Source organism: Acinetobacter sp. YH12105, from assembly GCF_013419095.1.
Classification (GTDB): domain Bacteria; phylum Pseudomonadota; class Gammaproteobacteria; order Pseudomonadales; family Moraxellaceae; genus Acinetobacter; species Acinetobacter pseudolwoffii.
Map to the genome: position 1 here is coordinate 89,582 of NZ_VPAU01000010.1, position 21,691 is coordinate 111,272.

A 21,691-nucleotide genomic window follows, 5' to 3' on the forward strand; every position below is an offset into this window, starting at 1 on the left:
CTCTTATTTCATTTTGTTCAGTTCAGGATCATATTTATGAAATCGCCAGAATCTCCCTATTTCACCCCTCCCGCTTTAGTGGCAACGGATCATCCCTTGTCGATAAAAGGCCGTTTCGGGCGTCTGAGTTTTATTGCGTGGTCAGCATTTCTACATTTCATCTTCCTGTTTAGCAGTATTGCGCTGGGCTTAAGTATTGATATTGTGAATATTGCAGTCCATTCAATGGATTCTAACTGGCTGCTTTCACTACAAGGCTTGGCCGGTATCGGCGTGCTGATCATGATTCTGGTCTATGCCTATTTCGCTTTAGTGGTGACCGTTCGCCGTTTGCATGACATGAACCGCAGTGGCTGGTGGGCGCTGCTGCTGTTGCTGCCCTTGGTGAACATTTTTGTATGGCTTTATATCGTTTTTGGTTCGGGAGATCGCGGCATAAATGACTACGGTCCTGCGCGGATGACCCTGCTCTGGGAAAAGATGCTGGCCTGGCTGATGATTGTCCTGATACTACTGAGCCTATCTGGGTCGCTGGCTTTATTGGGTTATATGAGCGGTGGAGAACAGCCACATATCCCGCCTGAGATCATGCAAAAAACCACACAATATTTTTAACAGCCGTCTGCTTATTTTTAGGAAATATCCATTCCTGGCGGATAGCGCTTCTTAATTTTTTGCTCAACATCAGGCAAAATAGGCAAAATTTAAATGATGGAATTTTTGTGGCAGAGCAAAATAATACCTTAAGCCAGGTCACTGAGGGCACCACGGAGTTGTTGCATCAGGCAACTGAAAAAACCACCCAGACCGTGATTGAACATACTGCCAAGTACAACGATGCCTATAGCACCATTGACAAGATCATGGAAGGTTTCTGGGAGCGTGTGCCTTATTTCTGTATTGCGCTGGTGGTCATTGTCATCTTCTGGCTATTGTCAAAACTGTTTAAGTTTTTTGTGCGCAAAACTTTAGAGAACCGCTCTTATACCCGCCAGAATCTGGTATTGGTCCTGAACCGTGTCGGCAGTACCTTTATTATTTTCTTTGGTGTTTTGATTGGACTGGTCATTGCCGTGCCTGGCTTTACCCCGGGTCAGCTCATGAGTGCCCTCGGGATTGGTTCAGTCGCCATTGGTTTTGCCTTCAAGGATATTTTCCAGAACCTGCTTTCTGGTGTGCTGATTTTACTCGGTGAACCATTCAAGATTGGCGATGATATTATCGTCAATGGCATGGAAGGCACAGTCGAAGATATCCAGATCCGTGCGACTTTTTTGCGTTCACCGGATGGCCGCCGTATCGTGATTCCCAATGCCACGGTCTATACCAGTGCCGTGACGGTAAACACGGCCTATACCCGCCGTCGCTGTGAGTTTGTAGTGGGTATTGGCTATGAAGATGATATCCAGAAAGCCAAAGACCTGATTACCGCCATTTTAGATAAAGACCCGACCATCCTCAGTCAGCCGGGCTTTAGTGTCAATGTCACGGCGCTGGCTGATTTTTCCATTACCTTAAAAGCGCTCTGGTGGGTCGATACCACTGAGACAGGCACAGGAACCTCAATCAGTGCGGTGCAGGAACGCGTGATTCAGGCGTTTGCCGAACATCATATTTCAATTCCTTATCCGGTACAGGAAGTCAAAGTCTATCGCGGCGAAGGCAATGAAGATGCCTCAGCTCGTGCTAAACAGACGACCTAGGACATAGGGAATCACGGTTTCAGTGCGGAGAATACGGTTGCCCAGACTCACAGCCTGACAGCCGTTTTTAACCAGTAAATCTACTTCATACGGAATGAATCCGCCTTCCGGGCCGATGATCATCGTACAAGGATGCGGAATCGCAAAAGGCATGGATTGTTCGGCATAAGGATGTGCCACATAAGCGGGTCGGTCAGCCGTAATCAAGCCTGGCAAAATATCTTCAACAAAAGGTTTAAAACGTTTATACAGCTCGATTTTCGGAGCTATTGTATCCCCGGCCTGTTCCAGTCCCAGCTCGATATAATGATTTAACTGCTGTAAAAATGGGGTTTGCCAGTAGCTTTTATCGACGCGATAACTATGCAGTAAAATGATTTTTTCCACGCCCAAAGTGACACTGTCCATGATCAGACGGCGCAGCACTTTCGGCCGTGGCAAGGCCACAATTAAAGTTACGGGTAATTTTTTTGGAATAGCATCTTCTTGAAGCGGTTTTAGTCGCACTGCTTTTTCAGAAATCTCGACAATCTCGGTGAGATAGCGCTGACCTTCCAGCACTCCCACTTTTAAGGTATCTCCAACTTGAATCTGCACATGCTGCTGTAAATGTTCCAGTTGACGTTTCGATGAAATCGTCCAGAGATCCGATTGTGTTTGTCGATGGTCAAGAAGGACAATATTCATAGAAGATTTTATACCGAAGAACTGTTGAATGACCTCTATCCGCTAGAGGGTGGCGACATGGATGTCGCGCGTATCCCTGAGGGATAAGGACATCCCTTCAGTGATACAAAAGATTTTTGCTACTTTTCATCTTTGAAAAGTAGGCTAGATAAGCCAGCTTAGAAATATTGAAAAAACTTCAATCCACACAGCCTAACGACGGCATCCTTGCCGTCTTGGTAAATCCAATATCTGTTACTTATCAATATCAATTAAAGATACTGATCAATCACCTGAATATGCTTGGCAAGCGATCCCGTATTTAACTGCATAATTCTCTGCGCTGCTGTATTTAAACGTTGTGCCTTGATTTGATCTTGCAAAAGTTCCAGCAATACCTCTGCCGCCTGCTGCGCATCCTGCACAACTTCTACTGCATCTGCTTGAACGAATTCATCGACAATGGTCTGAAAATTAAAATAGTTTTTGCCTAAAACAGTCGGTACATTCAAAGCAATCGGCTCCAGAATATTATGCCCGCCACCCGGCTCATTCAGTGAGCCACCGACATAACAGGCCTGACTCAAAGCATACCAGAGCCACATTTCCCCCATCGAATCCGCCAGATAAACCTGGGTATCTGCTTCAATGTTCTGGGCCAAACTACGGCGCTGAGTTATTAAATTTAAACTCTGTGCAGCCTGAAACACCTCATCAAAACGTTCCGGATGACGGGGTACGACGATACATAAAAGTTTTGGGTTGCTATCTAAAGCCGATTTTAAAGCGCTTAGAATTTCTTTTTCTTCAGGCGCATGGGTACTGGCCAGTATCATAATTTTGCGACCTGCCAGTTGCCATTCTTGCTTCAAGTTTGCAGCATGTTCTACAAAACTTTGTGGTGCAGTAATATCAAATTTGATATTGCCCAAAACCTGGGTTTTTTCGGCGGTGATCCCCAACTCGATATAACGCTGCTGGGTGGCAGTATCTTGTGCCAAAAGCTGACTTAACTGCTGTAGCATGCTCCGGGTCAGACCTTTAACCCTGGCATAGCCCTTGGCCGACTTTTCCGAAAGACGCGCATTTAACAAAATCGTGGCTACATCAAACTCTGGTGCCTGATCCAGCAGATTCGGCCAAAGCTCGGTTTCCATCAGCAATAACAGTTTTGGCTGATACTGCTGATAAAAATCACGGATCAGTACTTTCTGATCAGCAGGTAAATAGACCGCTTGAAATAAATCCAGATAAGGTGCTTTTAAAAAAAGTGATTTGGCCCGTGCCTGACCGGTTTTGGTGGTATTGGTGACCAGCACCGGATGACCCGATTTTAAATAATGTTCGATGAGAGGCTGGGCAGCATTGGTCTCACCGACCGAGACCACATGAAACCAGATGGCATGCAGATTTTTGGGCGGCTGAAATGGGCCGAAACGTTCTGTCAGTTCTTGTTGTAATTGTTCAGGATCGGTCGCACGTTTACGAATACGCGATTGATATAAGGGTTTAATCAGAGCTAACGCTGCGTTATACCAAAATGGAGTAGCCAAATGCGCCTCGAAACAGATTCAATCGACAAAATATAACAGAGCCACATCGACATGTTAATCGATGTGGCTCATTTTTAGATTATTCTACAGTAGTTAAAGCGTCTGCTTCAGCCAATGTCGGATAATCAATATAGCCTTCTGCGACATTGGTTCCGATCATATTTTCCAGCTTTAGTTCATTTAGCGGTGCATCTTCGAGTAGGCGCTCGTATAAATCCGGATTGGCAATATAAGCCTTACCAAAAGCTACCGCATCTGCTTTGCCTGAAGCCAGCAATTCAATCGCATCGTCACGACTTAAACGCATATTGGCCATATACGGCACGCCGTTTGAACGCTGTTTCATATACTCCGAGATACTGTCTTCCGCCAGATATTCACGGGTAAAGAAGAACGCGATCTGGCGCTTGCCCAACTGTTCCATCACATAACCAAAGGTTTCACGTGGATCATTGTCGCCCATATCGTGTTCATCGCCACGCGGTGCCAAATGAATTCCGACACGGCCTGCACCCCAGACATCAATCAGTGCATCCATGACTTCCAGCAGGAAACGGGCACGGTTTTCGACTGAACCACCGTATTCATCTTCACGCTGGTTGGTCTTGGTTTGCAGGAACTGGTCAATCAGATAACCATTGGCGGCATGCAGTTCAACTCCATCAAAACCGGCAGCTTTGGCGCAAATTGCCGCCTGTTTATATTGTTCGGTAATCGCATGAATTTCAGAAATTTCCAGCGCGCGCGGCAACACATAAGGACGTTTTGGACGTAATAAACTGACATGACCGGCCTGTTGTACACTGCTCGCCGATACTGGCGTTTCACCATTTAACAGTTCTGGATCAGACACACGGCCCACATGCCACAGCTGCGCCACAATCAGGCCACCTTGGTCATGTACCGCTTGAGTCACCTGCTGCCAGCCTGCTACCTGCGCATCAGTAAAGAGACCAGGAGTATTGCGGTAACCATTGGCTTCTTCAGAAATCACCGTGGCTTCAGAAATGATTAAACCGGCACTTGCACGTTGTGCATAGTATTCGGCCATCATTGGCGTTGGTACGCGGTCGTCAGTTGCACGACTACGGGTAAGCGGTGCCATGATGACACGGTTTTTAAGTTCTAACGCGCCGAGCGTTAAAGGAGAATTTAATTCAGCCATCGGTACTCCCACCTGTTGGATTAAAGGTGTTGTTGCATATAGACGATATATTGCTGAATCAAAGCTTCATTACGCGAGAAATAAGACCATTGGCCATGCTTGGTCGCGGTGATTAACCCGGCCTGCTGCAAGACAGACAAATGATTGGACATGGTGGACTGAGAGACTTGCCCTAACTTTTCAATCTGCCCTGCACAGACCCCGCGTTGAAAGCCGCCACACTCTTCCACAGACAGATATTGTTCTGGCGATTTCAACCATTCCAGAATCTGCCGGCGTATCGGATTGGCTAAGGCTTTAAAAATTAGATCAAGATCCATAGGTACATCACAATCTGTGGCGTAACAAAACTTGTTTCAGCATCTAAACCGATTATATCGCATTTTATCGATTTATATATCGATAAATTTAGATATAAGAGTCACAGTCTGTACTAACTTGGTTACGCCAGCTATTTAAACGATTTCTTACAAGCCCTGTTTCAAGCTTGCTTCGATAAATTTATCCAGATCGCCATCCAGAACCGCGCCGGTATTGGAACTTTCGACACTGGTACGTAAGTCTTTAATACGTGAATCATCCAGAACGTATGAACGAATCTGGCTTCCCCAGCCGATATCAGACTTGGTATCTTCCAGCGCTTTTGCAGCATCATTACGAATTTGCATTTCACGTTCATAAAGTTTGGCGCGTAACTGCTTCCAGGCATGGTCGCGGTTGGCATGCTGTGAACGCTGGTTCTGACAGGCCACTACAATCCCGGTCGGTGCATGCGTTAAACGAACCGCAGAATCCGTTTTGTTAATATGCTGACCACCGGCACCCGATGCACGATAGGTATCGGTACGCACATCTGCCGGATTAATTTCGATCTCAATATTGTCATCGACTTCAGGCGAAACAAACACAGCCGAGAATGAGGTATGACGACGGTTGCCCGAGTCAAATGGCGATTTACGCACTAAACGATGTACGCCTGACTCGGTACGTAACCAGCCATAGGCATATTCACCGTCTACACGAATCGTGGCTGATTTAAGCCCTGCAACATCACCGTCCGATTCTTCCATGATTTCTGCTTTAAAGCCATGACGTTCAATCCAGCGCAGGTACATCCGCATGAGCATGGATGCCCAGTCCTGCGCTTCAGTACCACCCGAACCGGCCTGAATTTCTAAATAACAAGGATTAGGATCCATCGGATTGTTGAACATACGACGGAATTCAAGTTTAGCCAGTTCTTCTTCAGCTGTAGTCAGTTCAGCCTGTACATCTTCCAGTAAGCCTTCATCATCCGCTTCCACTGCCAGATCAAGCAAGGCCTGCGCATCTTCCAGCTGTGTGGTCAAACCATCCAGCACATTTAATACGTTCTCAAGTTCGCCTTTTTCTTTGGCCATTGCCTGAGCACGACTCTGGTCATTCCAGATGGTGGGATCTTCTAATTCACGCAGGACTTCTTCTAAACGCTCTTTTTTCAGATCGTAGTCAAAGATACCCCCGTAGTGTTTGACCACGTTCGTTTAAGTCTTTTAATTGGTTTAGATACGGATTAATTTCCACGTGAATTACTCTCAATCAAAATTAGGCACAAATTATTTAGCCCCATATTATAGCACAGTCTATTTCTGCTATTTCAGTGTGATGGATCCAGTCCAAAGCTCGAATGTCATCCCAATTTAGAGTTATGTTTTCGTCAGGAAATTTTTGACAATTGAATCGGTTATTAAATGTCGTTTTGATCTGAAGCTTGATCGGATTTCGCATCTCGCATTCATTATCAAAATATACTTTTTCATTTGATTTTATCGTCTAAAAACACCTACCAAATTGAATAAAAAATCAGCAAATTCAATACATTCCACAATATCTACACAGTTTTAATAAAACACTACATTATAAATTTAATTCTATTATTCAGTTACTTATTTAGAAAAGATTACATAAGATTACGCTATTCACATTGCTGTAACTTTCCTTTGATTGACGATCTTTGAAATTGCTCTAGACTGAAAGTTGTAACAAAAAGTGTAATGTTTTTAACTAAAGATTTGAGGGGTAGTAACCATGAAAAAATTAGCGATTGCTTCGGCACTACTTTCAGCAATAGCAATGACAGGTACAGCAGCACATGCTTACCAGGCAGAAATTGGTGCATCAGCAGGAGTAATTGACCCGGATTTCGGCGGAACTAGCGGTTCTTTCGGTGTCGATGGTAAATATTACTTCAATCCAGTTCAAACACGTAATTCACCATTAGCAGAGGCAGCGTTTCTTGATCGTGCCAGCAATGTAAGTGCTCAATATCAATATGATGAAATCGGTAATGATGACCGTCATCGTTACGGCGTAGGCGCTGAATATTTTGTACCAAATTCAGACTTCTACCTAAGTGGTAATGTTGGTCGTGATGATGTTAAACGCGACGTTGGCCCTAACTCTGATCAAACCGTTTATGGTGCTGAAATTGGTTACCTTCCAGCACCGGGCCTATTAATTGCTGCCGGTTTAAAAGGTTATGATAATGACTATGATGACGGCGTAGATCCAACATTACGTGCTAAATATGTGACTACACTTAGTAATGGTAAAGATATCAACCTGGAAGCTGGCGCAGGCTTTGGTGATCTAGATGAATACAATCTGGCAGCAGACTATTTTATCGATAAGACACTCAGTGTTGGTGTAGATTATGCAAGTAAAGATCTTGGCCTTACAGATACCAATGAGTTCGGGATCAGTGCTCGTAAATTCATTAACCAGCAAGTGAGCCTGGAAGGTCGAGTTGGTTTTGGTGAAGTAGGCAACAATGATTACAACAAATTTGGTGTAGCAGCGAAATACCGCTTCTAATCTAAAACCCAAAATTAGTCATTTATAAAAAAACCCATCCTCGGATGGGTTTTTTTATTGCACTTTTAACCAGCATTTAGGTATTTTTTGCACATTGACTGGGCGAATATAAACTGTACAATTTGTTACAACTGTTAATAATACAGTCATATTTTTATAACAAAGAGAGAAAATCTAAATGTTTAAGAAACTTGCTCTTGCTACAGCACTTCTTGCTAGCCTAGGAACTGCACATGCTTACCAAGCTGAACTTAATGTAGGGTATGAAAACACTGATATCGATAACCTTGGGGATCTAGATACATTTTTCATCAATGGAAAATATTATTTAAATGATGTTCAAGTTAAGAACTCTCCACTTGCAGAAGCGGCTTTCCTAAATAAAGCAAGTAATATTGGCTTAGGTTATGCAAATGCAAGCGGTGATGGCGATGAAGATATTGATGTGTTTGGTGTAAGTGGTGAGTTTTATATTCCAAATACTCAATTTTATGTAAGCGGTACTATTAACCAAGTTGATTTTGCAGGTGACGATAATACCGGTTATGCGCTTGAAGTAGGTTACCTACCAGTTACTGGCTTGTTGCTAGCAGTAGGTGCCGCAAATGAAAGCGTAGACCCAGTTCAAGTGGCAAACTATGGTTTCACCGCAAATCTTTCAAATGCACTTACTGTAGGTGATGACACTGCATTATCTTTACGTGCCAAATACGTGACTCAAATTGGCAATCATTTCACCAATTTTGAAGGTTTAACTTATATTGGTGATGAAACAACCTATCGCTTAGCTGCTGATCTTTATATCGATCCAACTCTCAGTGTAGGTCTATCTATTGCTGATTCTACTGCAGATGGTTCAGATACACTGTTCGGTATTAAAGCTCAAAAATTCTTTACGCCAACTATTGCAGCAGGTGTAAATTACCACACAACTGACGGTATTGACTCGTTTGGTATCAATGGTACTTTCCGCTTCTAATCATTCCGATTAAAAGTCAAAAAACCGCTCACTCGAGCGGTTTTTTATGGCCTATTGTTCTAAATGGATAATCCGCATTTGCAGGCTGACATTACCATTAAAGACATTTTTATCCAGCTCATACACCAAGCGCGTATCTTTCATCGGATCAAATTCATATTTATCGGCTGCATTGAAGGCGATCGCATCAATCACCTGCCCATTTTCCAAAGCCACGCGTAATTTAAGATGTACATCTTTGAGCCAACGATAGTCCATAATCTTGAAGATCCCTTCAAAAATAGGTGGAGGGAATTTTTGCCCCCACGGACTTAAATGTTGCAGGATATCGACTGTTTCGATCTGGAAAGCCGAAGCGGATAGCTCCCCATCCGTCCATAAAGTCGCAGTGAATAAATCCGCGTCCATCGTAGCAATCAGTGCTTCAAAGACCTGCTTAAATTCAGAAAAATTTTCTTTTTTCAGGGTTAAACCCGCTGCTGCTGCATGCCCGCCAAAATGACTGACTAAATGTGGATATTGCTCCGCCACCTGTTCAATCGCATCACGGATATGAATCCCTTCAATCGAACGCGCCGAACCCTTGATATGTCTCCCATCTTCATCTACGGCAAAGACAATACTCGGACGATGAAACTGCTCTTTTAAACGCCCCGCCACAATACCAATGACACCTTGATGCCAATGCTGTTCAAACATGATTAATGCAGCCGGCAATTCAGTTTCGTCTAGCTGGATTTTCTCAAGTTCGTTTAAAGCGTCCTGCTTGATTTTAGCTTCGACCTGACGGCGTTCAACATTCAGTTGATTCAGCTGTTCAGCCAATGGATAGGCCGTGGCCAGATCAGGTGCCAATAGACACTCGATCCCGATGTCCATGGTTTCCATCCGTCCGGCTGCATTAATTCGCGGCCCTAAGACAAAACCGAGATCTTGCGCTTTTAGACCTGCCGGATCACGTTTTGCAATATCCAGTAGCGCACTGATCCCTGCGCGGCACTGCCCTTGCTGAATCCATTTCAGGCCCGCATCGACCAGAATCCGGTTGTTATAGTCCAGACTGGCGACATCGGCATAAGTACCGAGTGCCACCAGATCAAGATAATGAATAATTTGAGTGGTCGATTTTCCAAGTTTTTTGCGATGGGTCGACAGATTGGCCAGCACATAAAACGCCACCCCGACCCCGGCCAAGGCTTTGCTGGGGAAATCACAACCCAGCTGATTCGGATTGACCACCGCTTCGGCTTCAGGTGTCGGCTTGGTGGTCAGGTGATGATCGGTAATAATCACCTGCATACCATGATCTTGCGCCTGTTTCACTCCTGCATGGCTGGAAATACCATTGTCCACGGTAATCAGCAGATCAGGCGTGAAATTGACGAAAGCCAGATCGGCAATGGCAGCAGTCAGACCATAGCCATACTTAAAACGGTCTGGTACCAGATACTCGACCTTGGCGCCCATATCACGTAGAGCCAGCACCATGAGTGCAGTACTGGTTGCACCATCGGCATCGTAATCGCCGACAATCACGATTTTCTGGCCACGATCAATTGCCTGATCGATCAACTGAATCGCATCCGTCAGGCCTTTCATGGTCGGTGCCAGCAGATGCTTGAGTTTAAGCTCAAGTTCCTGCTCGGACTCCACCCCGCGACGGGCCAGAATTTCAGCCACAAACGCTGGAACACCCTGAAAATTTTCAGGACGGGTCAGAAAGGGGCGCTGTTTGATGTCAAGTTTTGGCATGATTTTTGGCATAATCAAGGCATCAAGCGTTGCAATTGCCATGCACCGTCAATTATCTCATAGCTTAAACGATCATGCAGACGGTTCGGACGGCCCTGCCAGAATTCATAATAATCGGGTTCGAGACGATAACCGCCCCAAAACTCCGGTTTATCCAGCTGTTGCTGATTCGCCACCTGATTATGCAAATCCCAGAAACGCTGTTGCAGCTCTTCACGGCTGGCAATTACCCCACTTTGCGGGGTGCTGATATGCGCAGCAATCTGGCTGTCACGTGGGCGTTTATGATAGTAATCAGTCGACTCCTGTTCAGAAATCTTGATGACTTTACCACTCACCCGAATCTGACGTTCCTGATCCTGCCAATAGAACAATAATTCAGCATACGGATTTTCGGCCAGATCCAAACCTTTTTGGCTGTCATAATTGGTATAGAAGTCATAGCCGGCTTCAGTCGCCCCGCGCAGTAATACGGTACGCACATGCGGACGACCTTGAGCATCCGCCGTTGCCAATGACATGGCATAGGGTTCATGCAGCTTCGCTTCTAGTGCATGGTTAAACCATTGCAAGAACTGCATATGCGGATTCGGGTTGACCTGCTGTTCTTGCAGCTCGCCTTTCTGATAATTCAGGCGTAGCTCACTCAGATCTTTGATCAGATCACTCATTCTTTCTTCCTCTAAGCGGCATTGGCACGTACAGCATCAGCTAATGAATTTGCCAGTGCAGTCACTTCACTTAAATCTTCGCCTTCCACCATGACACGAATCACCGGTTCAGTACCTGATTTACGAATCAACAAGCGGCCACGCCCTTTAAGCTGCTGTTCGGCTTTTTCAAATTCAGCGGCCAAGGCCGGTACTGAATAAGGATCAAACATGGCATCTAAACGCACATTGACCAGGACATTTGGCAACAGTTGAAAATCAGCCACCAGCTCATGCAGGGCTTTCTTCTGTTCAACCATGACTGTCAGCACTTGCAAGGCGGCAATAATGGCATCGCCGGTGGTGCTCTTGTCCAAGGTCAGAATATGCCCAGAAGGCTCGCCACCAATCGTCCAGCCGTTTTCTTCCAGACCTTGCAACACATAACGGTCGCCGACTTTGGCACGTAATAATGGCACTTGAGCTTTTTCCAGTGCCAGTTCCAGTGCCATATTGCTCATTAAGGTACCGACGATACCTGCCGGCTTTTTCGAGCTTTGCGTGGCAAGAATATACAGAATATGGTCGCCATCAATCAGCTTTCCAGACTGATCCACCAGAACTACACGGTCGGCATCGCCATCAAAAGCAACACCTAAGTCGGCCTGATGCTGGATCACGGCTTGTTGCAAGCTTTCAGGATGAGTCGAACCACAGTCTTTATTGATATTTAACCCGGTCGGTTCATTATGAATGGCAATCACACGTGCGCCCAGCTCACGGAACACAGCAGGCCCGACGTTATAGGCGGCACCATTGGCACAATCCACCACAATGGTGAGTTCATTCAAGTCCAGATGATAGGGGAAAGTCGATTTACAGAATTCAATATAGCGACCATTGGCATCTTTGACCCGGATACTTTTACCCAGGCTCGCGGTATCTTCAATGATGAAATCTTGTTCGAGTTCCTGATTGATTTCTTCTTGCAAGGCATCCGGTAATTTCTTGCCTTCCGCCGAGAAAAACTTAATACCGTTATCGAAATACGGATTATGCGAAGCAGAAATTACAATTCCCAGGCTGGCATGCAAGGCGCGGGTCAAATGGGCAATCGCCGGTGTTGGCAGTGGGCCTAAAAGATGAACATAGACGCCAGCCGCATTTAAACCTGCCTGCAAGGCGGCTTCCAGGATATAGCCAGACAAACGGGTATCTTTACCCAAAACCACCAAGGGCTTGGCTTTTTTACTATGACGCTTTAAAACCTTACCGGCTGCAAACCCCAATTTCAGGGCAAACTCAGGGGTAATCGGCAATTCGCCAAACTTTCCACGAATACCGTCAGTACCAAAATAACTCATCTTTATCTCACTTCTTAGCGGATGATTGATCTCACCCATTTTTTCCCTGTGCCACACTTTACACCAAAATAAAAAAGCCGTCATTTGCATGACGGCTTTTAAAAACTTTAAATCACAGGAGATTAACCCACGCGATAGTTGGGTGCTTCTTTGGTAATGGTCACATCATGCACATGTGATTCCGACATACCGGCAGAAGTGATTTTCACAAACTTGGCATTTTGACGCAGGTCTTCAATCACGGCAGAACCGGTATAACCCATCGAAGAACGTAGGCCGCCCATCATCTGATGCACGATATTGCCCATTGGACCTTTGTACGGTACGCGACCTTCAATGCCTTCAGGAACCAGTTTCTCGGCACCGGCTTTAGAGTCCTGGAAGTAACGGTCAGCCGAACCGGTTGCACCCGCCATGGCACCCAACGAACCCATACCGCGGTAGGCTTTGTAGTAACGGCCTTGGAAGAATTCAACTTCGCCCGGTGCTTCTTCAGTACCGGCCATCAATGAACCAACCATAATGGTACTTGCACCCGCACCAATCGCTTTGGCCATATCGCCAGAGAAACGGATACCACCATCCGCGATCAACGGAATCTGATCTTTCAGCGCATTGGCCACAGAATCGATTGCAGAAATTTGCGGCATACCAATACCGGCCACAATACGTGTGGTACAGATTGAACCCGGACCAATCCCGACTTTAACCGCATCCGCACCTGCATCAAGTAAGGCCAATGCAGCATCGCCAGTTGCGATGTTACCGCCAATCACCTGAACTTGTGGATAGTTGGCTTTCACCCAACGTACCCGCTCGATCACACCCGCAGAATGACCATGTGCTGTATCGACAACAATCGCATCGACACCGGCTTCAACCAGCGCTTCAACACGGCTTGGAGTTTCTGCACCGGTACCGACTGCAGCACCGACACGTAGACGACCTAAATCATCTTTACAGCTGTTTGGATAAAGTTCAGCTTTACGGAAATCTGTCACCGTAATCAAGCCTTTCAGCTCTTGCTGATCATTCACCACCAATACTTTTTCAATACGGTGCTGCTGTAATAAGGCTTGGATATTTTCTTTCGATTCGCCTTCGCGAACTGTTACCAGACGATCCTGACCAGTCATGATGTTGCTGACTGGCTGCTCAAGATTGGTTTCAAAGCGTGTATCGCGACCTGTCACAATACCGACCACTTTGCCATCTTTCACCACTGGTACACCACTGATATTGTTGGCTTGAGTCAAAGCAATCAATTCACGTACTGTGGTTTCAGGAGTAACTGTAATCGGGTCTTTGACCATACCCGCTTCGAATTTTTTCACACGGCGCACTTCTGCAGCCTGAACAGCGATATCCATGTTCTTGTGCAAAATACCGATACCACCGTTTTGCGCCATTGCAATTGCCATACGGGACTCAGTCACCGTATCCATCGCTGCAGACACAAGAGGAATATTCAGGTTAATGCCACGGGTCAGGCGTGTCTTTAGAGAGACATCTTTTGGGAGAACAGTAGAATAGGCAGGGAGTAATAGGACATCATCGAAGGTTAACGCGTCTTGAACGATGGTCAACATAACAGTCTCACTGGTAATTTCCGTGCACTATTATAAACAAATATCGACTTAAATTTCATTGCAATTGCAAAATTATTTTTGCATTAAAATAGTTTTGAGGGCTGGATTTTTTCCAGTGAATCAATTTGAGAAATACGACATCAGAAAAGAACTGACCACAGTAGCCTGATGCTTGAACTCAATCCCGATACTTTAAAAAGCTAAAAAGCAGAGCCTAAACTCTGCTTTGGGTCGATTTAGCTGACGTATTCAAAACTGTCATCATTGTCAGCTTCATCATTTTCAATCTGAATAAAAGGCAACATATTATGTGCCAAACGGGCTTTATTGCATTGATCATCGGCGATCTGTACTTCTTTGCAGGATGAACTGCGCAGCTCATACATACCGCAACTGACCTGCTGGCCGATGGTGCCATCCAGTGCAATACAGCGTGGATTTTTTTGATTGGTTCCAGCCATACATGAATAAACTGCTGTTACAGGTTCCGTATAATGCTCAGGCATATGAATCCCTTCAGCCCAGTAAAACGAAACCCTGAAATAGGCGCAGCACGCCCCGCAGCTTAAACATGCATCTGGTGTTGGAACTTGAGATAACATTTCTTATAAGTTCTCATGATCAAAAAAAAGTTTTTTGGAGAAGAAATATAAAAAATGTTGTTTTTCTACACAAGAAAAATTTTATTTTTCTGTGAACTATTCAGGACAGGTAAAAACAGTTTCGTCCATCAGGTCGGTGCCACATTGCAGCGTTTCAATCCAGTCCAGAAACTGGGTGATCTGCTCTTTACCCATAAAAGGCGTGCCATGCTGCGGCACAATCATCTCGATATCCATGCCCCGCACCATGTTCACCCAAAGACGAATCACCTTGTTATTGCACATATAACGCTGATGAAAGCTTTTCATTTTTGGGATATGCGCCGCAAAGTTTTCCAATGGTTTGGCAGCATCATCGACCATCGATGCGCCCATATCTCCCGAAAACAGGATCTTGGCAATCGGATCATAAAACTGGAAATTGCCGACTGAATGCAGAAAATGCGCTGGTACCGCCACAATATTGGCATTACCCAGAGGAATGATCTGACCATGATCCGGGAGCTCGACCAGCCGATCTAGCCAGTTGCCTTTCATCCGGTCACTCATAAAAGCCGAGTTTAAATGTGGCAAGAAACGCGCCCAGAGCTTGGAAGCCACCACTTTGGCATCGGTATATACCAGCCAGCGTGGCATCGAAGTAATGATGTCAGGATCCTGATGCGAAGCCATGACATAATCCAGATTGGTCAACCGGGTGTATTTATTCAGTTCCATGGTTAGCGGAACATAGGTGAGATCACCACCCGGATCGAGTACCGCCGCCCGCTCGTTATCAATGATTAAAAACTGGTTTGCCTGAACGCCTTCACCTTTGACCAGACTGGTAAAACTGATGCATTTATGTGTCCCGTTATCAAACAGGACCTGCGATGTGGTGCGTTCAAAAACCATGTATATATTCCCCGATTTAAATTTAAAAGTGCTGTTTTATACCCATATAACATATAAGTATTTAGTTGAACTTACAATCAATAAAACTGGCCATATCACACTACTTATCAAAGTTTTAAGCTTATTTTAGGCATAAAAAATCCTGAGTTTTTAGCTCAGGATTCATGCAATTATTACTGTATTTTTAAAATAAATAATATTGAAGCAGAGTGGCGACACCAATCACCAGGAAAATGGCCGCGCCAATTTTATGAATCAGGCTGATCGGCAGCCTGTTCGCCAGTTTATCTCCTAGAAATACCGCAGGTGCATTGGCCAGCATCATCCCCAAAGTGGTACCGAGCATCACCCAGAATATACTATCGAAACGTGCTGCCAGCGCGACTGTGGCAATCTGGGTTTTATCGCCAATTTCTGCCAGAAAGAACAAAATGAAGGTTGCAGCAAATACCCCGAATTTTTGCCATTTATTGATACTGGCATTTTCATCTCCGAGTTCATCCGGAATCAGCATCCAGGCCGCCATCGCAATAAAACCAATCGACACAATCCACAGCAACACTTCCGGCCCAATCACCGTGGTGATCCATTGCCCCAATACCGCAGAAAGGCCATGGTTAATCAGCGTCGCCAATAAAATAGCAACTAAAATAGGAATGGGTTTGCGAAAACGTGCGGCAAGCAGCAAAGCCAGCAGTTGGGTTTTGTCACCCATTTCAGCCAGTGCCACAATTGCGGTCGACAGTAAGAATTCATACATGAGGTCTTTCTCTGGCTAGCATCCAATACCAATGACTCACCGCTCCTGCTAGCCAAAATCTGCAGAGTGGTAAATCAAAGGTCTTGCCAACAAAAGAAAGCTTCGAGAAGCTCATTTGGTTTTTTGCTATGATGACCATGTCCGGTTCAGGACAAATATGTTGACCATCACCCTTCTGCTTTGCGCAAAAGGCGGCTACTCCCCAATGAAGTGCGCCAAGTATAGAATCAAATCCATTATTTTTCAATGTGGCAAAAATAAACCCCGCCGAAGCAGGGTCTATGATTGAAATAATCTGATCAGATTAAATCAATAAAGTACGGATATCTTTGAGCAGCTGGGTCAGCTTGTTGGTGAAACGCGCAGCATCTGCACCATTAATCACACGGTGATCGTATGACAAAGACAACGGTAGCATCAAGCGTGGATCAAAGCCTTCACCATTCCAGACGGGTTGCATGGTGGCAGGTGAAATTCCCAGAATTGCCACTTGCGGCCAGTTCACCAGCGGCGTAAATGCAGTACCACCAATTGAGCCCAGGCTGGTAATGGTAAAGTTCGCCCCTTGCAGATCTTTTGGCGACAATTTCTTGTCACGCGCTTTTTGACCCAAGCTTCCCAGCTCAGTGGCAATCTGTTTAATCGACTTCTGATCGGGATGACGCAATACCGGAACCGTTAAACCATCTGGCGTTGCCACCGCGATCCCCATATGGATCTCGTTACGTAGCAGGACTGACTTGCCATCATCGGCCAAGTGACCAGCAAACTCGCGCTCTTCTTTTAACAAGTGCGCAACTGCTTTGATGATGAAGGCCATAATGGTCAGGCTCAGGCCTTCTTTCTTGAAGTTGCCTTTCAGCTCATTACGCCACGCTTCCAGTTCAGTAATATCGGCTGCATCAAACTGGGTCACTTGCGGAATGAAATTATTCAGCGACAACTGCGGAATAGACACTTGTTGCAAACGCGTCAAGGCTTTTTCTTCCACACCACCAAAAGCACTAAAGTCTGGCAATTTTGGTAGACCTGTGGCTTGAGCAGCAGCGGCTACAGGAGCCGCCTGTGGCGTAGTCAGGCGCGCTTTGACATAAGCCTTCAGATCTTCTTTCATCACCCGGGCATTGGAACCTGAAGCCTGAACTTCTGACAATACTACGCCCAGTTCACGTGCCAGTTTACGTACAGCAGGGCCGGCATAGACTTTCGAGTTGGCGACATTCTGCTCTTTCGTCAGCTTGTCGGCATTGTCAGAGGTCGCCACCGCTGGAGTAGAAGATGCCGCAGGTGCTGCTTTGGTGGTCTCTACTGGTGCAACAGCTGCTTTCGGTGCTTCCGCTTTAGCCGCAACAGGTGCAGCCTCTGCTTGCGCTTCAGCTTGAATTGTTATCAGTGCAATGCCTTCAGAGACATTTTGTCCCAGCTCAACATGAATCGCCTTGATCACCCCAGCAGTTGTGCTTGGCACTTCAACCGTGGCTTTGTCTGATTCCACCACAATGATGCTCTGGTCTTTTTCAACCGTATCACCGACAGAAACCAGAATTTCAGCCACAGCTGCTTTGTCTACACCCAGATCAGGCACCATCACTTCAACATCACCCGCAGGTGCTGCTGCAGCTTGAGCCACTGGCTCCGCTTTAGCATCTTGAACTGGCGCAGCTTCAGCTTTTGGCACTTCTGCTGCAACAGTCGGGATCGATCCTGAAGTTTTCACTTTTAGAATCACCACACCTTCTTTAATCGTGTCGCCTTCTTTAATGTCGATGGATTCCACCGTACCTGCAACCGTACTTGGCACTTCAACAGTCGCCTTGTCCGATTCCACCACCACGATGCTTTGATCCACCTCGACTTCATCACCGACAGAGACCAGAATTTCACCGACAGTGGCTTTCTCTACACCAATATCGGGGACTTGCACATCGACCACTTGTGAACTTGCTTGAGCCTCAGGCGCAGCAGAAACTTTTGGCTGATGTGATGCCAGTTCTTGCATGATTTCCTGATCAGGCAAAGACGTCGGCGTATTTTCTGAGGTTTTTTGTGAGGCATCTGCTTGCTGTGGCTCGACCACATCCGTACTGCCATCTTCAGCTTGCAGTTCAATCAGTACAGTGCCTTCAGCCACTTCATCACCCTGGCTGACCAGAATGCTTTTCACTACCCCTGCTGAAGTGCTGGGCACTTCAACAGAGGCTTTATCAGATTCAAGCAGCACGATGCTGTCATCAATCGCAATCGTATCACCGACTTTGACCAGAATTTCGGCCACGGTTGCCTGATCTACACCAATATCGGGAGTCGTAATTTGCATGCTTAGTTCTCCTCTTTGTAGTCAGCAACAGCATGTACAGATGGGGTGTCTTGCGGTGCCCAAGCCACCGGACGATCGGTATCCAGCTCAAACGTCGAGATCGCGTCTTTCACCAGGCGCGGATCAACTTCACCTTCATCTGCCAGTTTTTTCAGAGTTGCTACCACAATATGGGCAGCATCGACACCGAAGTAGCTACGTAAATTACCACGTGTATCTGAACGGCCATAACCATCGGTACCGAGTGCCACAAATGGGCGGCTATCTGGAAGATAGGCACGAATCTGTTCGCTATAGGCACGCATATGATCAGTTGCAGACACCACAATACCTTCGGTACCGCGTAGCTGTTTCGATATCCATGCTTCTTTCACATCCTCAGCCAGTGGATGCAGGCGGTTGTATTCTTCACATGCCATACCATCACGTGCCAGTTCATTGAAGCTGGTCACACTGTAGACATTTGAGTGAATTTGATATTCCTCACGCAGAATCTTCGCCGCCTTGATCACTTCACGCAGGATCACACCCGAGCCCAGTAACTGAACCGTGGCTTTTTCATCTTCTTCCAGTAAGTACATACCACGCTTGATGCCTTCTTCAACACCTTTTGGCATTTCCGGATGCTCGTAGTTTTCGTTCATCACGGTCAGGTAATAGAACACACGTTCCTGATTGACATACATACGTTGTAAACCGTCATGCACGATCACTGCCAGTTCATAACCAAAACATGGGTCATAAGAGACACAGTTTGGAATGGTATTGGCCAGAATATGGGAATGACCGTCCTGATGCTGCAAGCCTTCGCCGTTTAGTGTAGTACGACCTGCAGTTGCACCGAGCAAGAAACCTTGTGCCTGTGCATCACCGGCTGCCCATGCAATATCACCGATACGCTGGAAACCGAACATCGAGTAGTACATGTACATCGGGATCATTGGCAGGTTATTGGTTGAATAACTGGTGCCTAACGCGGCCCAGGCACTCATGGCGCCGGCTTCGTTAATTCCTTCTTGCAACATGTGTCCGTCTTTGGCTTCACGATAATGCATCAACTGTTCTTGGTCTTCAGGCGTATATTTCTGACCATGCGCAGCATAGATACCGAGCTGGCGGAACATGCCCTCCAAACCAAAAGTACGTGCTTCATCTGGCACAATCGGAACAACACGGTCTTTAATTGCTTTCTCTTTAAGAAGCGCAGAGATTAAACGTACCATCACCATCGTGGTCGACTGTTCTTTACCATTTGAACCCGCCAAGACCGAATCAAATACCGAAAGTTCAGGAATCGCCAGTTGCTCGCTTTCCTTCCGACGTGCAGGCAGATAACCACCCAATGCTTCACGACGTGCTTTCATGTATTTCAGCTCAGGCGAATTTTCGCTTGGACGATAGAATGGTACTTCTTCCAATTGCTCATCGGTAAATGGCAGGTTGAAGCGGTCACGCACGTATTTCAAAGAGTTGATTTGCATCTTCTTGATTTGGTGTGTTTTATTGACTGCTTCAATTTCTTCTGACAAACCATAACCTTTGACGGTTTTCGCCAGAATCACGGTCGGTTGACCTTTGGCAGTACAAGCTTCAGCATAGGCAGCAAAAACTTTGTACGGATCGTGGCCACCGCGGTTCAGATTATCAATATCTTCATCGCTTAAATCCTTGACCAGCTCTTTGGCTTCTGGATATTTACCAAAGAACTTTTCACGTGCATAGGCCCCACCTTTGACCTGGTAACGCTGGAAGTCGCCGTCAACCGCTTCTTCCATCACGGCTTTGAGTGCACCAGATTTATCTTTATCCAGTAATGGGTCCCAATGACGGCCCCACACCACTTTAATCACACGCCAGCCTGCGCCGCGGAATAGTGACTCAAGTTCCTGAATGATCTTGCCATTACCACGTACCGGACCATCCAGACGTTGCAAGTTACAGTTCACCACCCAGATCAGGTTGTCGAGTTTTTCACGACCTGCCAGCGAGATTGCACCGAGGCTTTCTGGCTCGTCCATCTCGCCATCACCCAAATACGCCCAAACCTTACGATCTTCTTCTTTGATCAGGCCACGGTTCATCAGGTACTTTTGAATATGTGCCTGATAAATCGACATGATTGGGCCCAAACCCATCGATACCGTTGGGAACTGCCAATAATCCGGCATCAAATAAGGATGCGGATAAGATGGCAAACCTTTGCCACCGACTTCACGACGGAAATTATTCAGATGATCTTCAGTCAAACGGCCTTCTAAAAACGAACGCGCGTAAATACCGGGGGCACAGTGACCTTGATAATAGATCATATCGCCGCCAAAGCTGTCACTGTTGGCACGGAAAAAATGGTTAAAACCGACATCATATAAAGTTGCGGAAGAGGCAAAGCTGGCCAAGTGACCACCGAGGTCATCACCGGTTTTATTTGCGCGCAATACCATTGCCAAGGCATTCCAGCGAACCAGCGCACGAATCCGGCGTTCCATATCCTGGTCGCCCGGCATTGCCGGTTGTTCTTCAACCGAAATCGTATTTAAGTAGGGAGTATTTAAACGCTGAATAGGAACATGCTTTGCAATTGCGCGTTGAAAAAGTTTTTCTAATAAAAATGCTGCACGCTCGGTACCCATGTGTTGCAAAACAGAGTCAAATGCATCTTGCCATTCTTGGGTTTCTTGCGCGTCTGTATCGCCATAAAACGCCATAATCTACAGTTCCTAAAAGCCTAATTTAATGTCTTATATGTACCATATTTGAGACCTCAGCAGGTATGGCTCTGGCTGAATGCGATTTGGCAGTACTATTTAGGAACTAAATGATTGGTGACGTTTAATTACACAACAT

The 21,691-nt window shown here is 46.0% G+C and carries 18 protein-coding genes and 1 riboswitch; of the genes, 4 read left to right on the plus strand and 14 right to left on the minus strand.

Features of this window, described 5'->3' with window-relative positions:
- The first annotated feature begins 36 nt into the window (after positions 1-36).
- Together FTU44_RS09020 and FTU44_RS09025 are read left to right on the plus strand one after the other, a co-directional pair.
- Positions 37-615, plus strand: a complete 579-nt coding sequence (locus FTU44_RS09020; protein ID WP_159516479.1) for a DUF805 domain-containing protein — start codon at positions 37-39, stop codon at positions 613-615.
- Positions 616-722: 107 nt separating this feature from the next.
- Positions 723-1,703 carry a mechanosensitive ion channel family protein gene (locus tag FTU44_RS09025; RefSeq protein ID WP_100329503.1) on the plus strand — a complete coding sequence of 327 codons (981 nt, stop codon included), beginning with the start codon at positions 723-725 and terminating at the stop codon, positions 1,701-1,703.
- Here FTU44_RS09025 and FTU44_RS09030 read toward each other — a convergent pair.
- From FTU44_RS09030 to prfB, 5 genes are all read right to left on the minus strand, one after another.
- A complete protein-coding gene (locus FTU44_RS09030) occupies positions 1,677-2,390 on the minus strand; it encodes a 16S rRNA (uracil(1498)-N(3))-methyltransferase (RefSeq protein ID WP_100534525.1) in 714 nt (237 codons plus the stop codon). The two genes, FTU44_RS09025 and FTU44_RS09030, sit on opposite strands and share 27 nt — an antisense overlap.
- 251 nt (positions 2,391-2,641) lie before the next feature.
- Positions 2,642-3,922: a 3-deoxy-D-manno-octulosonic acid transferase gene (locus tag FTU44_RS09035; protein ID WP_180050220.1), complete on the minus strand. Its 1,281-nt coding sequence runs from the start codon at positions 3,920-3,922 to the stop codon at positions 2,642-2,644.
- A gap of 79 nt (positions 3,923-4,001) precedes the next feature.
- Positions 4,002-5,087, minus strand: a complete 1,086-nt coding sequence (locus tag FTU44_RS09040) for an alkene reductase (RefSeq protein WP_005173209.1) — start codon at positions 5,085-5,087, stop codon at positions 4,002-4,004.
- Positions 5,088-5,107: 20 nt separating this feature from the next.
- The gene (locus FTU44_RS09045; RefSeq protein WP_005095064.1) at positions 5,108-5,407 is read right to left on the minus strand and encodes a helix-turn-helix transcriptional regulator; all 300 of its coding nucleotides are present in this window, start codon (positions 5,405-5,407) and stop codon (positions 5,108-5,110) included.
- Between the two features lie 147 nt (positions 5,408-5,554).
- Positions 5,555-6,650, minus strand: a protein-coding gene (gene prfB / locus FTU44_RS09050) for a peptide chain release factor 2 (protein ID WP_100329506.1) whose coding sequence is annotated in 2 segments (ribosomal slippage) — positions 5,555-6,577 and positions 6,579-6,650 — 1,095 coding nt in all. Because the reading frame shifts where the segments join, the coding sequence is not laid out codon by codon here.
- A 504-nt stretch (positions 6,651-7,154) separates the two neighbouring features.
- On the opposite strand from prfB, the gene FTU44_RS09055 reads away from it, so the two are divergent.
- Positions 7,155-7,940 carry a putative porin gene (locus FTU44_RS09055; protein ID WP_159138382.1) on the plus strand — a complete coding sequence of 262 codons (786 nt, stop codon included), beginning with the start codon at positions 7,155-7,157 and terminating at the stop codon, positions 7,938-7,940.
- Positions 7,941-8,118: 178 nt separating this feature from the next.
- Positions 8,119-8,919, plus strand: coding sequence for a putative porin (locus FTU44_RS09060; RefSeq protein ID WP_179991927.1), 801 nt, complete (start codon positions 8,119-8,121; stop codon positions 8,917-8,919).
- A gap of 51 nt (positions 8,920-8,970) precedes the next feature.
- Here FTU44_RS09060 and recJ read toward each other — a convergent pair whose 3' ends face one another.
- The 9 genes from recJ to aceE form a co-directional block, all read right to left on the minus strand.
- On the minus strand, positions 8,971-10,671 hold the full coding sequence (recJ, locus tag FTU44_RS09065; RefSeq protein ID WP_180050239.1) for a single-stranded-DNA-specific exonuclease RecJ: 1,701 nt from the start codon (positions 10,669-10,671) through the stop codon (positions 8,971-8,973).
- 14 nt (positions 10,672-10,685) lie between these two features.
- Complete coding sequence (gene pdxH / locus FTU44_RS09070; RefSeq protein ID WP_159138384.1) at positions 10,686-11,342, minus strand: pyridoxamine 5'-phosphate oxidase; 657 nt, start codon at positions 11,340-11,342, stop codon at positions 10,686-10,688.
- Positions 11,343-11,353: 11 nt separating this feature from the next.
- Positions 11,354-12,685, minus strand: coding sequence for a phosphoglucosamine mutase (gene glmM, locus FTU44_RS09075; protein WP_074383868.1), 1,332 nt, complete (start codon positions 12,683-12,685; stop codon positions 11,354-11,356).
- A gap of 122 nt (positions 12,686-12,807) precedes the next feature.
- Positions 12,808-14,274, minus strand: coding sequence for an IMP dehydrogenase (gene guaB, locus FTU44_RS09080; RefSeq protein ID WP_005095051.1), 1,467 nt, complete (start codon positions 14,272-14,274; stop codon positions 12,808-12,810).
- A gap of 236 nt (positions 14,275-14,510) precedes the next feature.
- On the minus strand, positions 14,511-14,876 hold the full coding sequence (locus tag FTU44_RS09085; RefSeq protein WP_074383866.1) for a YkgJ family cysteine cluster protein: 366 nt from the start codon (positions 14,874-14,876) through the stop codon (positions 14,511-14,513).
- 96 nt (positions 14,877-14,972) lie between these two features.
- Complete coding sequence (locus FTU44_RS09090) at positions 14,973-15,770, minus strand: MBL fold metallo-hydrolase (RefSeq protein ID WP_074383865.1); 798 nt, start codon at positions 15,768-15,770, stop codon at positions 14,973-14,975.
- A 184-nt stretch (positions 15,771-15,954) separates the two neighbouring features.
- Entirely contained in the window at positions 15,955-16,530 is a 576-nt protein-coding gene (locus FTU44_RS09095) for a TMEM165/GDT1 family protein (RefSeq protein WP_159516485.1), read from the minus strand.
- 88 nt (positions 16,531-16,618) lie between these two features.
- Positions 16,619-16,746, minus strand: a riboswitch (yybP-ykoY riboswitch).
- Positions 16,747-16,834: 88 nt separating this feature from the next.
- Entirely contained in the window at positions 16,835-18,847 is a 2,013-nt protein-coding gene (locus tag FTU44_RS09100; protein WP_180050223.1) for a 2-oxo acid dehydrogenase subunit E2, read from the minus strand.
- A 2-nt stretch (positions 18,848-18,849) separates the two neighbouring features.
- Positions 18,850-21,552: a pyruvate dehydrogenase (acetyl-transferring), homodimeric type gene (aceE, locus tag FTU44_RS09105; RefSeq protein ID WP_180050226.1), complete on the minus strand. Its 2,703-nt coding sequence runs from the start codon at positions 21,550-21,552 to the stop codon at positions 18,850-18,852.
- Positions 21,553-21,691 lie beyond the last annotated feature (139 nt).

Bases quoted from the DNA above. Each gene is read 5' to 3' on its own strand.
- guaB (WP_005095051.1), bottom strand. From the start codon at position 14,274: ATGTTGACCATCGTTCAAGACGCGTTAACCTTCGATGATGTCCTATTA.
- FTU44_RS09085 (WP_074383866.1), bottom strand. From the start codon at position 14,876: ATGTTATCTCAAGTTCCAACACCAGATGCATGTTTAAGCTGCGGGGCG.
- pdxH (WP_159138384.1), bottom strand. From the start codon at position 11,342: ATGAGTGATCTGATCAAAGATCTGAGTGAGCTACGCCTGAATTATCAG.
- FTU44_RS09040 (WP_005173209.1), bottom strand. From the start codon at position 5,087: ATGGCTGAATTAAATTCTCCTTTAACGCTCGGCGCGTTAGAACTTAAA.
- FTU44_RS09020 (WP_159516479.1), top strand. From the start codon at position 37: ATGAAATCGCCAGAATCTCCCTATTTCACCCCTCCCGCTTTAGTGGCA.
- recJ (WP_180050239.1), bottom strand. From the start codon at position 10,671: ATGCCAAAACTTGACATCAAACAGCGCCCCTTTCTGACCCGTCCTGAA.
- FTU44_RS09030 (WP_100534525.1), bottom strand. From the start codon at position 2,390: ATGAATATTGTCCTTCTTGACCATCGACAAACACAATCGGATCTCTGG.
- FTU44_RS09095 (WP_159516485.1), bottom strand. From the start codon at position 16,530: ATGTATGAATTCTTACTGTCGACCGCAATTGTGGCACTGGCTGAAATG.
- aceE (WP_180050226.1), bottom strand. From the start codon at position 21,552: ATGGCGTTTTATGGCGATACAGACGCGCAAGAAACCCAAGAATGGCAA.
- FTU44_RS09100 (WP_180050223.1), bottom strand. From the start codon at position 18,847: ATGCAAATTACGACTCCCGATATTGGTGTAGATCAGGCAACCGTGGCC.
- FTU44_RS09090 (WP_074383865.1), bottom strand. From the start codon at position 15,770: ATGGTTTTTGAACGCACCACATCGCAGGTCCTGTTTGATAACGGGACA.
- FTU44_RS09055 (WP_159138382.1), top strand. From the start codon at position 7,155: ATGAAAAAATTAGCGATTGCTTCGGCACTACTTTCAGCAATAGCAATG.
- FTU44_RS09060 (WP_179991927.1), top strand. From the start codon at position 8,119: ATGTTTAAGAAACTTGCTCTTGCTACAGCACTTCTTGCTAGCCTAGGA.
- FTU44_RS09045 (WP_005095064.1), bottom strand. From the start codon at position 5,407: ATGGATCTTGATCTAATTTTTAAAGCCTTAGCCAATCCGATACGCCGG.
- glmM (WP_074383868.1), bottom strand. From the start codon at position 12,685: ATGAGTTATTTTGGTACTGACGGTATTCGTGGAAAGTTTGGCGAATTG.